The sequence below is a fragment of the Rhizobium halophilum genome, assembly GCF_021648825.1.
GTDB lineage: Bacteria > Pseudomonadota > Alphaproteobacteria > Rhizobiales > Rhizobiaceae > Neorhizobium > Neorhizobium halophilum.
Map to the genome: position 1 here is coordinate 591,726 of NZ_JAKJHS010000001.1, position 14,829 is coordinate 606,554.

The window sequence follows — 14,829 nt, forward strand, 5'->3', positions numbered from 1 at the left end:
GCCTTCGGCAACTGGACGCCGGCGACCCTACCGCCAGCCGAGCGCCGGCGCGACGTGCTTCAGGATCGCTTCGATAACGTGGGCGTTGTACTCGACGCCCAGTTGGTTCGGCACGGTGAGGAGCAGCGTATCGGCCTCAGCCACAGCCTCGTCCTGCCGTAGTTCCTCGACGAGCGCATCCGGCTCCGCCGCATAGGACCGTCCGAAGATCGCGCGCGTGTTCGCGTCGATATAGCCGATCGAATCCTGATCCTTGCTGCGGCCGAAATAGGCGCGGTCCATGTCGTTGACGATGGCGAAGATCGAACGCGACACCGAAACGCGTGGCGTGCGCGTATGGCCGGCTTCCTTCCAGGCATCACGATAGGCGCGGATCTGCTTGGCCTGCTGAATGTGGAAGGCTTCGCCCGTCTCGTCGTCCTTCAGCGTCGAGGACTGCAGGTTCATGCCGAGCTTGGCGGCCCAGACAGCCGTCGCGTTCGAACCGGCGCCCCACCAGATGCGCTCCCTCAGCCCTTCGGAGTAAGGCTCCAGGCGCAGCATGCCCGGCGGGTTGGGGAACATCGGCCGCGGGTTCGGCTTGGCGAAGCCTTCCCCCTTCAGCACGTCAAGAAACACCTCCGCATGGCGGCGGCCCATGTCGGCGTCGCTCTGACCGTCCTGCGGCTCGTAGCCGAAATAGCGCCAGCCATCGATCACCTGCTCCGGCGATCCGCGGCTGATGCCGAGCTGCAGGCGTCCGCCCGAGATCAGGTCTGCGGCACCGGCGTCCTCGGCCATGTAAAGCGGGTTCTCGTAGCGCATGTCGATCACGCCGGTGCCGATCTCGATCTTGCTGGTCTTGGCGCCGACGGCGGCAAGCAGCGGGAACGGCGAGGCAAGCTGGCGGGCAAAATGGTGGACACGGAAGTAGGCGCCGTCGGCGCCGAGCTCTTCAGCCGCGACGGCAAGATCGATCGACTGCAGCAGCGCGTCACCGGCCGAGCGCGTGCCCGATTGCGGCGAGGGCGCCCAGTGGCCGAAGGAAAGAAAGCCGATTTTTTTCATGGGGTGCTCCTTAGGAAGCGCAAACTCAGTTTCACCCTATATGGCGTGGCACCACGCGCTTCGTCAGGGCTGAGGGAGGAAAGGGACCGTGACGGATTGTTCGATGATGCTGAACGGGAAGCCGTCTACGGCTTCAGTCGAAGCAACACCCTCTTGTGCAGGATCGCCAGCACAAGAATGCCGAACTCTGCCTCTTCGAATAGAATGACGTGACCGACATGTTCATGCCTTCGAACCTCGAGCCCAAGTAGGGCGCGAGCCGCCCTATTCGCGGATTTTCCGCCAACAGCTCGAGGCAGCGCTCCATGGACGTTGCATAAGTCTGCGACTGCAAATGCCCGAAGGTTTCCATGCCATAGAGGAAGATATCTAGCAGATCCACCTCTGCCTGACGTGTCAGCCTTTGTTCAGCCACGTCCCGCTTTCCACTGCTCCGCAACCTTCTCCGCCTCAGAGAAAAATTCGGACACCTTCCGTGGGCTCACACCACTATGCCGGGATGCTGACAGGAGATCACGCAACTCCTCAATCGTAAGCTCCTCCCCGCGTTGCGCACGCTCGCGCAAGATGAGCTGCGTCAGATAATCGCCTGCAGTTGCGTAAGGACCGCGGCGAACCTGCTCATCCAGCCAGTCCTTTGCCGATTCTGGAAGCGATACGGTGACGGTAACCATCCAACTCGCCGGTTCTGAGCTTCAGCATTCTGACATGATTCCCAAGAACGAGAAAAGCCTGGCAGCAAACCGGGCTCTCTAACTAATGGCTATTCGCTACTCGCTACTCGCAAGCAAAAGCTTAGTGCTTCATCGCCTTGACGATGTCGTCGGTCATCTTCTTGGCGTCGCCGAGCAGCATCATCGTGCCGTCCTTGTAGAACAGCGTATTGTCGATGCCGGCATAGCCGGAGCCGAGCGAGCGCTTGACGAAGAGACAGGTCCGCGCCTTGTCGACGTCCAGGATCGGCATGCCGTAGATGGGCGAGGACTTGTCGTCGCGCGCCGCAGGGTTGGTAACGTCATTGGCGCCGATCACATAGGCGACATCCGCCTGCGCGAACTCGCCATTGATGTCTTCCAGCTCAAAGACCTCGTCATAGGGAACATTGGCCTCGGCCAGCAGCACGTTCATGTGGCCAGGCATGCGGCCGGCCACCGGGTGGATCGCGTATTTCACCTCGACGCCGTGTTCCTTCAGCGTGTCGGCCAGTTCCCGCAGCGCATGCTGCGCCTGGGCGACCGCCATACCATAGCCCGGCACGATGATGACCTTCTGAGCGTTCTGCATGAGGAAGGCCGCGTCGTCGGCGGAGCCCTGCTTCACCGTCCGCTGCACGCCGTCGTCTGCGCCGGCCGCGGCGGTCTCACCACCAAAACCGCCAAGGATGACGGAGATGAAGGAGCGGTTCATCCCCTTGCACATGATGTAGGAGAGGATCGCACCCGACGAGCCGACCAGCGCACCGGTGATGATCAGCGCCAGGTTGCCCAGCGTAAAGCCAATGCCGGCGGCGGCCCAGCCGGAATATGAGTTCAGCATCGAAACGACGACCGGCATGTCGGCGCCGCCGATCGGAACGATCAGCAGCACGCCGAGCGCCAGCGACAGGACGATGATCAGCCAGAAATGCGCGTGGCTTTCCGTCTGGGTGAGGCTGACGATGAAGACGAGGATAGCAAGCAAGAGCCCGATGTTGATCACGTGCCGGAACGGCAGCAGGATCGGCTTGCCGGACATGCGCCCATCCAGCTTGAGGAAGGCGATGACGGAGCCGGTAAAGGTGATCGCCCCAATCGCCGCGCCGAGCGCCATTTCGACCAGCGCCTGGGCATGGATTTCACCGACGGCGCCGATTCCGAAGGAGACGGGATCATAAAGAGCTGCTGCGGCGACCATAACCGCAGCCAGACCGACCAGCGAGTGAAAGCCGGCGACCAACTGCGGCATCGCCGTCATTGGGATGGTGCGGGCGATATAGGCGCCGGCGCCGCCGCCGATGGCAAGCGCCACGACGATCAGGACAAGCCCGCCGAAGCTCGGTGTCGCGAGCAGCAGCGTCGTGCCGATGGGGATTCCCATGCCGACCATACCGTAGAGATTGCCCTGGCGGCTGGTGGTCGGGTGGGAAAGACCGCGAAGCGCCATAATGAACAGCACACCGGAGACAAGATAGAGGAAGGCTGCGAGGTTCTGCGACATGTTCCCAGGACCCTCAGCGTTCTTTTTTCTTGTACATGGCCAGCATCCGGCTCGTCACCAGGAAGCCGCCGAAGATGTTGACTGAGACCAGCACCAGCGCCACGAAGCCGAAGCCCGTGGCATAGCCGCTGGCCGAGATGCCGACAGCCAGCAACGCGCCAACCACGATGACGGAGGAGATCGCGTTCGTCACCGCCATCAGCGGCGTGTGGAGAGCCGGCGTGACGGACCAGACAACATAATAGCCGACGAAGATCGCCAGCACGAAGATCGCCAGCCGGAAGACGAAGGGATCGATGGCACCGCCGGAAACACCGTGGGCGGCCTGCGCCACCGCATCAGGCGCCTGCTCGGCGGCAACCCGGACCGCATCGACGGCCTGGTCGAGCCTCTCCAGCGCAGAGTTCATCATATCGCTCGCCATCAAAGCTCCTCCTTCTCGCCCGGCGTCGCCGTCTCAGGCTTCTTGCGCACCCGCTTCGGCTTTTCTAGCCCTTCGGTCGCAGCAGCGGCCGTGCCAGCCTTGCGGACAGGCTTTGCGACCGCCCGCTTCGCCGCAGCGTTCGTTGCGACCGGACCTGCGGGCACTGCTGCCGCAGCCGTTTCGCGAGCGGCGTTCGCGGCCTCGGCGAAGTTGGGATGAACCACCTGCCCGCCATGCGTCAGCATGGTTGCCTGGATCAGTTCGTCGTCAGGATTGACCGAGAATTCCTTGGTCTCCTTGTCGACCATCGTCTCCAAGAAGGCGAAGAGATTTTTGGCGTATAGCGCCGAAGCGGAGGCAGCAACACGTCCTGGCACGTTCGCGTAGCCGATGACCTTGACGCCCTCGACGGTCGCAACCTCACCCTTCACCGATCCCTCGATATTGCCGCCCCGCTCCACCGCAAGGTCGACAGCAACGGATCCCGGCTTCATCGAGGCGAGCATGGCGCGGGTGACGAGACGCGGCGCCGGGCGGCCAGGAATGAGGGCCGTGGTGATGACGATGTCCTGCTTGGCGATGTGGTCTGCGACCAGGGCCGCCTGCTTCGCCTGATAGTCGCTCGACATCTGCTTGGCATAGCCGCCGGCAGTCTCGGCCGCCTTGAACTCGTCGTCTTCGACCGCGATGAACTTTGCGCCGAGCGACGCGACCTGCTCCTTGGCAGCGGGGCGCACATCCGTGGCGGTTACGACCGCTCCGAGCCGGCGGGCGGTGGCGATCGCCTGCAGTCCGGCCACGCCTGCCCCCATAACGAACACCTTGGCCGCTGGAACCGTTCCCGCCGCCGTCATCATCATCGGCAGCGCCCGGCCGAATTCATGGGCCGCGTCGATGACCGCGCGGTATCCCGCAAGATTGGCTTGGGACGACAGTACGTCCATGGATTGAGCGCGCGTGATGCGCGGCATGAGTTCCATGGCAAAGGTGGTTAGACCGGCCTGCGCCATCCGGGCGATGGCGGCGTCCTGGCCGTAAGGGTTCATGCTGGCGAAGACCGCCGCGCCGGATTTGTAGGATGAGATTTCCTCGCCTTCGGGGCGGTTTACCTTGAGGACGATATCGGCAGAGGCGGCATCACCGGATCCGCCGATACGTGCTCCCGCCGCCTGGTAATCCGCATCCGGAATCCCGGATGCGATACCGGCTCCCGATTCGACCACAACATCCAATCCGAGCCCGGCAAGACGCTTTACCGTCTCCGCCGAGGCCGCAACCCGGTCCTCACCCGCCCTCTCGCGAGGTACGAAAACTAACTTCGCCAAGACACGCCCCTCCCCGTCTCTGCCCTCACAGGCACAACCATGTTGTACCTGTCCTCATCGACTTATCCGGCGTGCTCGTTACCGAAGCAGGTAGAACCCGGCTGCGTTCAGGACGATGAAGATGATCAGCGCGCCGAAGAAGCCTGCACCGCCGAAGAAGCCGGCGGCCATCGCGATCATCAGCACCACGAGATGCATGGTGCCCCACTTGGTGAGCGTCAGGAAGCCGCCGTAGGTTTTCTCGTGCTCGGCGTAATCCATCTGTGCGCCTGTTTCCACGGGTCCGGTGCTGTGGTTGTCCATTTATCGTCTCCCTTGCGCGGCGCGCATGCGCCGACCAAGCGCAGCAACGGCCGTCAGATACCTGATCTTACCGCCCCAGATCGTTGAATACGGCGGAGCGGGCATTGTTTCAGGCCTTACACAAAGCAGCCATAAAGCGCAATGGCAGCTTATGGCGCAGGCGTTCCACGCCCGCGATCACATCAGGCGGCCACCACTCTTGATGCTGGATCGCGCCAGCCGGGCGGTAGGCAGGATCGTGAGCGGCGCCATTCCGCTGATCGCAGAACGATCGAACATCAGCCGGCGCTCGTAGGGTTGCGACTCGTATATTGGGAAGCGGCTGAGCAGCTTTGGGCCGATCTCGCGCGTGCGTGACGCAAGAAGCGTCAGGTCGAAACCATACATGTCCGCGAAGGTGGCAGGCACAACCGTGTCTGCATAGAAGTAGCGTCGATAAAACGCGGAATGCGCGGGCCGGATATGCTGCAGCATCCGATCGGCATTGAAATAGATGGCGGCGAGGATTGTCGGTCGCACCGTTAGATAAGGAAGCGCCATCCGCTCCCCGTCCAGGTCGGGATCGATCGCAAGGCGCGCAGGATCGATCAACGTCATTCCCGCATCGAGGAAGGCGTTCACCGCATCCGGAAATACGCCGGAGGACTGGCTGATCCGGTGTGACGGCGTCACATGGTGTACCCGGATGGTGCTGACCAGCTCTTCGTGCAGGTAGATACCGAAAACATAGGCGTGGTCGTCGAAGTCGACCTCATCCAGCATGCTGCTCGCAGAGCGCGGAAGCACGCCTCTTTCCTGGTACGCCTTGTACCGAAGTCGGGCGATGTCTTCGAAATCTTCCTGGCTCTCGATACGGCGGTATTCGATTGCATCCAGAACGGAAAGGAGCTTCTTGGAAAAGTCTTTGGTTGCTATGGAACTGGTGGGGGACATGCGGACACTCTCCTAGGTTAACGAGAGGTTAACCGGAGTTCACGCAATGTGGATGTTTAAGGGCAGGCGGGGCGTGCTATTTCGACACAGATGGTTAATCCGCGCCGCCCTCTCCTAGACATGCAGCGGGGCTTAAGAGTTGGGCTTGACGCGCTTGCGCGACCCTCTCGATGCCGGGACCCGGCGTGCTGTTTGCACCATGGCTGCAGCAACATGCGGATCGACCGGCGGAGAGAAAAGATAACCTTGAACCAGATCAGCGAAGTGGTTGTCGTTGATGAGTTGAAGCTGTTCGGCTGTTTCCACGCCCTCGATCACGACCCGCAGCCCAAGGTCGCGGGACATCTGTGCGATCCCGCGAAGAAGCTTGATCCGCTTCGGCTCCAATGTCAGATCGCGCACGAACGCCCGATCGAGCTTGACGAGGTCCAGGGGCAGTGAGGTGAGATAGCTGAGGCTGGAAAAACCGGTGCCAAAATCGTCCACAGCAATCGTAATGCCCTTTTCCCGCAGCTGATGCAGCACCCTGCCTACGGAAACAGGATCATCGATGAAGGAGCTTTCGGTGACCTCCAGGTGAAGGCGCGCCGGTGGCAAGGCCAAGCGCGATAACGTGGCGGATACGGTCACGACAAGTTCGGGATCGAGCAGATCGTAGACGGAGAGATTGACGGAAACTGCAACCGGACGCGCCCAGCCGCTGCACTCCTCGCAGGCACGCTCCAGAACGAATGCCGTGATCTGGGAGATGATCCCCATCTCCTCTGCCATCGGGATGAAGACGTTCGGGGGGATCATGCCCTTCTCGGGATGTCTCCAGCGGACAAGGGCCTCCATACACTCGATCTTGCTACCGTCAGCGACGTACATCGGCTGGTAGACGACGGCGAGCCGACGCTCTGCCACCGCCACCCGCAGATCTGCCCGCAACTTTTGTTCCTCGACGTAGCGAGCGTCCATCTCGGGACGAAAGAGGGATAGCGAGCCATTTCCTTTGGCCTGCGCATCCCGCAGCGCGAGGTCTGCCCTCACCAGCCAGCTCTCCATGTCGAAGGTATCCGCCGGCGCCACGACACAGCCCGCATTGGCGGAGATGGAAATGCGCAGATCTGGCAATTCATAGGCCTGCTGGATTTCGCGATGGACCTGCTGGACTCGCGCTTCCAACTCCGACCGATCCTGCGCAAGCAAAAAGAGGGTGAATTCATCGCCCACCAGCCGACCGGCCAGAATATCCCGGCCGAATTGCGCCGAAAGCCGGCTTGCCACTGCCATCAGAAGCCGGTCGCCCACCACGTGCCCGCGCAGATCGTTGACATGCTTGAAGCCTTCAAGGTCCAGGACGACCAGAGCAGCAAGCGTTTGGGCAGGCCGTTGGTGGAGTTCGGCCGCAGCCAAGGCAGCGAAATGGGCGCGATTGGCAAGCCCGGTCAGCGTATCGTACTGCACCATGTGCAGGATCTTCTCGTCAGCGGCCACGCGGGCAGTGACATCCTCGAAGATCAAGACAACACCACCATCCTCACGCCGACTGGCGGAGAACTCCACGTGCAACTCAGCCCGCAACTGGAAGACGGTCCGATCGAGGCTGCCGCTCACAAGCTTCTTCACCTCGCAGACCACCTTCGTGGGTCGGTAGCTGCCATGTGCATCGAGGACGCCGACCAGCGAAAGGCCCTGGATCTCGGAGGCCTCCGGCAGACCAAGCAGATCGCAGGCTCGGCGGTTGACCACCTCGATCCGCCCTTCGTGGTCGAGCATGATGAGACCGTGCGCGATGGTCGTAAGCGCGAGATCCAACTGGTTCGCGATGAGTCGGTTTTTTCTGGTGGCCAGAACGTTCTCGTAGAGAAACTCCCGCACGCCATTCGCCATCGACCGCGTCGTCAAACCGAAAGGAATGAGCAACAGAGACATCATCGCCAGGTGCAGATCGCCACTGGCGACACAGGCGAGGATGATGGGCACGCAGCATCCGAGCGTCTGGAAGTTTACCGCGTGGCGCGATCCATAGTTGCGGCCGACGATCGACATCATCGAACCCATCGTCATGGCAATGCAGGTAAAGGCGACGAAGCTGTCCTTGAGGACGAGCATGGCATGGCCGCTGGTCGTGCCGAGCAGGAGGGCCAGAAGCGTCGCGCCGATGACGTAGCGTCGCTCCCATCGACTGATGTCCCGGTCGGTCAGCGAGGCCTTGTCAACCCTGTCGAATCGCAGAAAGTCGGCATAGCGAAGAGCAAACACCAACGGGAAGCCGGCGCCAGCATAGAGGTAGAACCATGATCCCGTGTAACTGAAAACGATCACACACCAGACGACGTGGACGACCACGCCGGTCACCAATGTGCCTCGATTTCCAAACAGCGAGCTGACGAAGGACAGATAAACATCTGTCGGCAGCGTCGCCTGTCGCCCCATCATTCGACTCTGCCCCTCGACTTCAGCAGCATCCTCGCCCAAACCCCTTAATTTTCAGGTATAGCCTGCTTCCTGATCGAGCCGACTGTATTTCAGCCTTTGCTTAACAACATCTCAAAGCCGCTTTCAAGAAACTTGCATTATCGCAGCTGACTTCGCGGGAGCCAGAAGAAAAATGAAACGTGCTCGGATTTTGGGCCAGTGACTTGGAGCCGCTGGGTCACAGCGTCTGAAAATCAAGTGAACCGGCCAGCGCCGCAATTGATTTTTCGCCGCCCAGCCAATACAGGTCGCCCTCGATTATGAGCTTTGGCGACTGCTTTCTCCTCACCACGTGAGCGGCAGGATCGCCGCAGGCTTCAACAGGAGGGGAATATGGCTGCGCTGCTCGCGCTTTCTCGCGCGATCGATGCCGTGACGACGGCAGTCGGAAAATCCGTGTCATGGCTGCTTTTGGCTGCTGTCTTGATCAGCGCCGGCAATGCCATCCTGCGCAAGGCACTCGACATGTCGTCTAATGCCTGGCTGGAGGTGCAGTGGTACCTGTTCGGTACAGCCTTCATGATGGCGGCAGCCTATGCCCTCCTGAAGAACGAGCATGTGCGCATCGACATCCTGTCTTCCATGTGGACGAAGCGCACGCGCGATATCATCGACCTCGTCCTGCACATCATCTTCCTTGTTCCCTTCGCTGGGCTCATGGCCTACCTGGCCTGGCCATGGTTCTGGCTGTCGTTCAACTCCGGCGAAATTTCCTCCAATGCGGGGGGCCTCACCATCTGGCCGGCAAAACTGGTTGTGCTGCTGGGGTTCCTGCTGCTCCTGCTGCAGGCCTTCTCCGAGATCATCAAGCGCTATGCCGTCATCACCGGACGGCTGGAGGATCCGCGCCATGACACTGCCGGCGAAATGCCGCCTGCAGCGACGGAGGTCTGACGCGTGATTGACTTCATTGCCCATAATCTGCCGCTGGTGATGTTCTCCAGCGTCATGCTGATGCTGCTGCTCGGCTATCCTGTCGCCTTCACGCTTGCCGCCGGGGGCCTGCTCTACTTCGTGATCGGCGTGGAACTCTCCGCCATCTCGCCGGAAATCCGGCTGTTCTGGCCGCTGCTGCAATCGCACCCCGAGCGCATCTACGGCATCATGTATAACGATACGCTGCTGGCGATCCCCTTCTTTACCTTCATGGGGATCATTCTCGAGCGCTCCCGAATGGCGGAAGACCTGCTGGACACGATCGGCCAGCTCTTCGGGCCGGTACGCGGCGGCCTCGCCTATGCCGTCATCCTCGTTGGCGCGCTGCTTGGCGCCACCACCGGCGTGGTTGCGGCCTCGGTCATGGCCATGGGCCTGATCTCCCTGCCGATCATGATGCGCTACGGTTACCAGCGGCCGCTGGTGGCCGGCACGATCGCAGCTTCCGGGACGCTCGCCCAGATCGTCCCGCCATCGCTCGTGCTGATCGTCATGGCTGACCAGCTCGGCCGTTCGGTAGGGGACATGTATGTTGGTGCCCTCTATCCAGCACTGATGATCGTGGGAGTCTACTGCCTCTACATCTTCGCCATCTCCATGTTGAAGCCGCAATGGGCGCCGGCACTTCCGATGGAAGCCCGCACGCTCGGCAATGGCGTGACCTCGCTCGGCGTGATGCTCCTGGTCTCCATCGCCCTCTATTATCTCGGCATGCACGTGCTTTTCACGGCCATCGGCAGTCCGGAATGGCAGCTGGTCACCGCCATGGCCTTCGCCGTGGGAACGGCCTATGCGGTGGCACTGATCAACAGCCGGCTTGAAAAGAAGATCATCTCACGGCTCGCCGAGCAGGTTATCATCGTTCTTGTGCCGCCGCTGGCGCTGATCTTCCTCGTCCTCGGCACCATTTTCCTCGGCATCGCGACGCCAACAGAAGGCGGCGCGATGGGTGCAACCGGCGCACTTCTGTTGGCGCTTGGAAAGGGTCGACTGAACTTCGGCATTGTGAAGAACGCGCTGGAAGCCACCACCAAGCTTTCCGCCTTTGTCATGATGATCCTGATCGGCGCGCGCGTCTTCGGCCTGACCTTCTACGGCATCAACGGCAATGTCTGGATCGAGGAACTGCTGCTGGCGCTCCCCGGCGGAGACTACGGCTTCCTGATCGTCGTAACGATCATCGTCTTCATTCTCGGCTGCTTCCTCGATTTCTTCGAGATCGCCTTCATCATGGTGCCCTTGCTGGCACCGGTGGCAGAAGCGCATGGGATAGACCTGGTCTGGTTCGGCATTATGCTCAGCATCAACCTGCAGACGTCGTTCCTGACTCCGCCGTTCGGCTTCTCGCTATTCTTCCTGCGTTCCATCGCTCCCGCCTCGCCATGGCTGGACAAGGTGACCAAGAAGACCATGCCGGCGATGAAGACGACGGAAATCTACAAGGGCGTCTTCCCGTACATTGTCATCCAGTTCCTGATGATCCTGGTGGTCATCTTCTTCCCGGGCTTGGTGATGCACTACAAGGCCGAGACGCCTGCAGCCAATCCGGCGGATTTCCAGATCGAGATCCCTGGGTTTGGAGGCCAGAACAACAGCGGCCCCAACTTCGGCCTCCCGCCGATTGGCGGACAGGGGGGAAGCGGTGGGGCTGGTGGCGGCAACGCACCCAATCTCGGCCTGCCTCCGCTCGGCCTCGGCGGAGGACAGCAGGCACCCAACTCGACCGCGCCAGCAACGCCGCCAGCGCTCGGCTTGCCTCCGCTCGATCTGGGCGGACAGCAGCCCGAACCGCAGCCGGCACAGCCGGCCGCGCCACAGATCGGCTTGCCACCGCTACAGGGTCTCCCGGGCCAGCCGCCAGCGCAAACAGAGCAACCTGCAGCCGCCCAACAACCGGCACAACCGGACCTCAGCCAGCCACCGCCGATCAATCAGTGATGACGGGGGCGACTGAGGTCGCCCGCGCAACCCTTCCAAGAAAATGGCCCGGACATAGCTGCCCGGGCCATTTCTTTTGCGACAGGTTCGTCTGATCAGAGCTTGCCGTTGCGCTGCTGGATCATCATGAAGGTGTCGTAGGTGTATTCCGACAGCTGCATCCAAAGATAGCCTTCCCGCTTGAAGGCCACCTGATCGTCGTAGATCTTCTTGAATGCTTCGTTCGATCCTGAAATCTCTGCGTAAACCTCCTGGGCGGCGTTGAAGCAGGCTTCGAGGATCTCCTGGCTGAAAGGCCGCAGGATCGCCCCTTCCGCCACCAGCTGCTTGATAGCGGTCGGATTCTTCATGTCGTACTTCGCCATCATGTTGGTGTTGGCGAAGGCGCAAGCGTCGGTCAGCGCAGCCTGATAGTTCTTCGGCAGCTCGTTCCACTTGTCGAGGTTCATGAAGGAGTGAATGATCAGACCGCCCTCCCAGAAGGCCGGATAGTAGTAATACTTGGCAACCTTGTGGAAACCAAGTTTCTGGTCGTCATAGGGGCCAATCCACTCGGCCGCATCGATCGTGCCTTTTTCGAGCGCAGGATAAATATCGCCGCCCGCGATCTGCTGCGGAACGGCCCCGAGCTTCTCCATCACCCGCCCGGCAATGCCTGCGATGCGCATCTTGACGCCCTGGAAGTCTTCAACGGTATTGATCTCCTTGCGGAACCATCCACCCATCTGAGCACCGGTGTTGCCCGAAGGAATGCTGTAGACGTTGTGGGTCGCGTAGAACTCGTTGAGCAGCTTGTTGCCGTTGCCCTGGTAGAACCAGGCGTTGCTCAGGCGCGCGTTGAGGCCAAACGGAATGGCACTGCCGATTGCGAACGTCGGATCCTTTCCGACGAAATAGTACGAGCAGGTATGGGCCATTTCCACGGTGCCGGCACTGACGGCGTCAAGCGCTTGCAGGCCAGGCACGATCTCACCGGCAGCGAACGGCTGAATGGTGAAATTCCCGTCGGTCGCTTCGGAAACATGGCGCGCAATGTCCTCAGCGCCGCCGTAGATGGTGTCGAGAGACTTGGGGAAAGAGGAGGTGAGACGCCAGGTTACCTTGGGATTTTGCTGCGCGATGGCCGGAGCCGCAAGTGTGGTCGCAGCAGCTGCGCCCGCGCCTGTCACGGCAGCCTTCCTGATGAACGAACGACGATCCATTAATACCTCCCGGTTGAAACTGGTCGGGAGGTGCTTTTCCCTGTCCCGACGGTGCGGCGAAGTAACCATGTCGCCCTGCAGTGTGCAAGTATTCGGCTCTCATTCCTTAGTGTTGGAAGCAGGAATTTTGCAACGAATCCGGGAACCTGCGCAAGAACGGGCCAGTCGTGGGAGATTGTTGACCATATGCTTAAAGATTGGGCGGAAGGAGCTTTTCCCAGCAAGCTTGACGACCCGCTGATCCAGCGCGACAAGTCGAATTCATGTTCCGGAGACACCAGATGCCAAAGCCGATCGTAGCCGTGCCTGCAGATATTCGGGAAATCGAAGGCGCCGTATGGCATGCAAGCCCGAATCAGTACCTGAAGGCGGCCCTTAAAGTAGCGGAGGTGATGTGCTTCGTCGTGCCGGCTTTCGAGGAGGGCAATGAGATCGATGCCATTCTTGATCGGGTCGACGGCGTGCTCGTTTCCGGATCCGCCACCAACGTTCATCCGTCACTCTACGGCAAGCCTGCGACGGATGCCGATGGTCCGTTCGATCCCGCGCGTGACGCGACCTCCTTGGCGCTGATTCGAGGAGCGCTGGAACGCGACATTCCGCTGCTCGCCATCTGCCGAGGCATCCAGGAACTGAACGTCGCGCTCGGCGGAACGCTGGCGACGGAGATCCACGAGCAGCCCGGAATGTGGGACCATCGTAAGCCCAATGCGCCGGAACGTGACCACATGTTCGCCATCCGCCAGCCCGTTTTCGTGCAGGAAGGATCCTGCATCGCCCGTCACCTCGGTCTGTCGGGGGAAATACAGGTGAACTCGCTCCACCGCCAAGCCATCGGCGAGACGGCGCCGCGCCTTAAGGTTGAAGCCACCGCAGAGGACGGGACGATCGAGGCTGTTTCGGTCATCGACGCCAAGAACTTCGCAATCGGCGTCCAATGGCACCCGGAGTATTGGGCGGAAACCGATTGCCCCTCACGCGCCCTCTTCCAGGCTTTCGGCGATGCTGTTCGAGCTTATGCCACCAACAGGACCGGACCCGCGGTCGAGCGGCCAAAGTCGCTCTCCGCCGTCCGCTGATCAGCAGGGGCAGGAAGGCTTCAACGCTTTACGGGCGTCTCCGGCACCGGCGAAATCACCTTCTTCTCCTTGAACCAGCCGATCAGGTTGTCGACCACGAGATCGGCCATCGCATTGCGGGTCGGCACGGATGCCGAGGCCACATGCGGCAGGAGGCAAGCATTGGCCAGCTCCAGGAATTCCGGCCGCACGTTCGGCTCGTCATAGAAGACATCCAGCCCGGCCGCGGCAATGGTGCCATTCTTCAGCGCGGCGATCAGATGGTCCTCGTTGACGCTGGTCCCGCGCCCCACGTTGATGAACACCCCGTTTTCACCAAGCGCCTTGAAGATCTCCATATCGAAAATCTTGTGCGTGGCAGCGGTACCCGGAACAACGGAGATGAGGGTATCGACCGCCTCGGCCATGTCCTTCAATGAGGAATAATAGGTATAGTCGACGCCTTCGCGACGGCTGCGGGTATGATAGCCCAGTTCCACCTTGAACGGCTCCAGCCGCTTGGCGATCTCCATGCCGATGCGACCGAGCCCAAGAATACCCACCTTGCGGCCTTTGAGCGAAAGCGGGGTCAGGGGATACGGGCCTTCGTTCTTCCAGCGCCCCTCCCGCAGATGGTTTTCTGCCTTTGGATATTGGCGGACCGTGTTGAGCAGCAGTGCAATCGTCGTATCCGCAACCTCATCGTTCAAGACGTCTGGCGTATGGGTCACGACAATGCCGTGCTCAGCAGCCTTCTTGGTGTCCACTCCATCATAGCCGACGCCGAAGTTTGAGACGATCTCCAGATTGGGCAGGCTCTCGATCCAGCCATTGTCAAGGACGCCCGAGATGGCGACACCCCGAATACGATCGCGCAGTTCCGGAGCAACCTCCGTCGGCGCTCCCATAGGCACGGCGACGATTTCGACGTGCTCCTTCAGCCTTTCAAGAACGCGCGGGTGGATTCGTCCTGGAACGAGCACGGCAACGGAATGGTCGGGCAT

General features: G+C 61.0%; 14 protein-coding genes. 3 read left to right on the forward strand and 11 right to left on the reverse strand.

The genetic code is table 11. From position 1 onward, the window contains the following. Positions 1 to 27 precede the first annotated feature (27 nt). The 9 genes from LXM96_RS03015 to LXM96_RS03055 form a co-directional block, all read right to left on the reverse strand. Positions 28 to 1,047, reverse strand: a complete 1,020-nt coding sequence (locus LXM96_RS03015; RefSeq protein ID WP_239996862.1) for an LLM class flavin-dependent oxidoreductase — start codon at positions 1,045 to 1,047, stop codon at positions 28 to 30. A gap of 133 nt (positions 1,048 to 1,180) precedes the next feature. Then, positions 1,181 to 1,399, reverse strand: a complete 219-nt coding sequence (locus LXM96_RS21710; protein ID WP_239997195.1) for a hypothetical protein — start codon at positions 1,397 to 1,399, stop codon at positions 1,181 to 1,183. Positions 1,400 to 1,454: 55 nt separating this feature from the next. Next, positions 1,455 to 1,721, reverse strand: coding sequence for a ribbon-helix-helix domain-containing protein (locus tag LXM96_RS03025; RefSeq protein ID WP_239996863.1), 267 nt, complete (start codon positions 1,719 to 1,721; stop codon positions 1,455 to 1,457). Between the two features lie 121 nt (positions 1,722 to 1,842). Further along, positions 1,843 to 3,243 (reverse strand): NAD(P)(+) transhydrogenase (Re/Si-specific) subunit beta, encoded by a 1,401-nt coding sequence (locus LXM96_RS03030; RefSeq protein ID WP_239996864.1) that lies wholly within the window; start codon positions 3,241 to 3,243, stop codon positions 1,843 to 1,845. Between the two features lie 13 nt (positions 3,244 to 3,256). Beyond that, the gene (locus LXM96_RS03035; protein WP_239996865.1) at positions 3,257 to 3,667 is read right to left on the reverse strand and encodes an NAD(P) transhydrogenase subunit alpha; all 411 of its coding nucleotides are present in this window, start codon (positions 3,665 to 3,667) and stop codon (positions 3,257 to 3,259) included. Next, positions 3,667 to 4,992 carry a Re/Si-specific NAD(P)(+) transhydrogenase subunit alpha gene (locus LXM96_RS03040; protein ID WP_239996866.1) on the reverse strand — a complete coding sequence of 442 codons (1,326 nt, stop codon included), beginning with the start codon at positions 4,990 to 4,992 and terminating at the stop codon, positions 3,667 to 3,669. The genes LXM96_RS03035 and LXM96_RS03040 overlap by 1 nt, the downstream gene beginning before the upstream one ends. 78 nt (positions 4,993 to 5,070) lie before the next feature. Beyond that, the gene (locus LXM96_RS03045; protein WP_239996867.1) at positions 5,071 to 5,295 is read right to left on the reverse strand and encodes an aa3-type cytochrome c oxidase subunit IV; all 225 of its coding nucleotides are present in this window, start codon (positions 5,293 to 5,295) and stop codon (positions 5,071 to 5,073) included. Between the two features lie 177 nt (positions 5,296 to 5,472). Next, positions 5,473 to 6,228 (reverse strand): N-acyl amino acid synthase FeeM domain-containing protein, encoded by a 756-nt coding sequence (locus LXM96_RS03050; protein WP_239996868.1) that lies wholly within the window; start codon positions 6,226 to 6,228, stop codon positions 5,473 to 5,475. A gap of 132 nt (positions 6,229 to 6,360) precedes the next feature. Further along, positions 6,361 to 8,652 (reverse strand): putative bifunctional diguanylate cyclase/phosphodiesterase, encoded by a 2,292-nt coding sequence (locus LXM96_RS03055; protein WP_239996869.1) that lies wholly within the window; start codon positions 8,650 to 8,652, stop codon positions 6,361 to 6,363. Between the two features lie 372 nt (positions 8,653 to 9,024). Here LXM96_RS03055 and LXM96_RS03060 point away from each other — a divergent pair, with 372 nt between their 5' ends. Further along, positions 9,025 to 9,585, forward strand: coding sequence for a TRAP transporter small permease subunit (locus LXM96_RS03060; protein WP_239996870.1), 561 nt, complete (start codon positions 9,025 to 9,027; stop codon positions 9,583 to 9,585). A gap of 3 nt (positions 9,586 to 9,588) precedes the next feature. Then, complete coding sequence (locus LXM96_RS03065) at positions 9,589 to 11,565, forward strand: TRAP transporter large permease (RefSeq protein ID WP_239996871.1); 1,977 nt, start codon at positions 9,589 to 9,591, stop codon at positions 11,563 to 11,565. A gap of 95 nt (positions 11,566 to 11,660) precedes the next feature. Here LXM96_RS03065 and LXM96_RS03070 read toward each other — a convergent pair whose 3' ends face one another. Then, the gene (locus LXM96_RS03070) at positions 11,661 to 12,767 is read right to left on the reverse strand and encodes a TRAP transporter substrate-binding protein (protein ID WP_239996872.1); all 1,107 of its coding nucleotides are present in this window, start codon (positions 12,765 to 12,767) and stop codon (positions 11,661 to 11,663) included. A 281-nt stretch (positions 12,768 to 13,048) separates the two neighbouring features. Here LXM96_RS03070 and LXM96_RS03075 point away from each other — a divergent pair, with 281 nt between their 5' ends. Then, positions 13,049 to 13,846 carry a gamma-glutamyl-gamma-aminobutyrate hydrolase family protein gene (locus LXM96_RS03075; protein ID WP_239996873.1) on the forward strand — a complete coding sequence of 266 codons (798 nt, stop codon included), beginning with the start codon at positions 13,049 to 13,051 and terminating at the stop codon, positions 13,844 to 13,846. Positions 13,847 to 13,866: 20 nt separating this feature from the next. On the opposite strand, the gene LXM96_RS03080 is transcribed toward LXM96_RS03075, so the two are convergent. Next, complete coding sequence (locus LXM96_RS03080) at positions 13,867 to 14,829, reverse strand: 2-hydroxyacid dehydrogenase (protein WP_239996874.1); 963 nt, start codon at positions 14,827 to 14,829, stop codon at positions 13,867 to 13,869.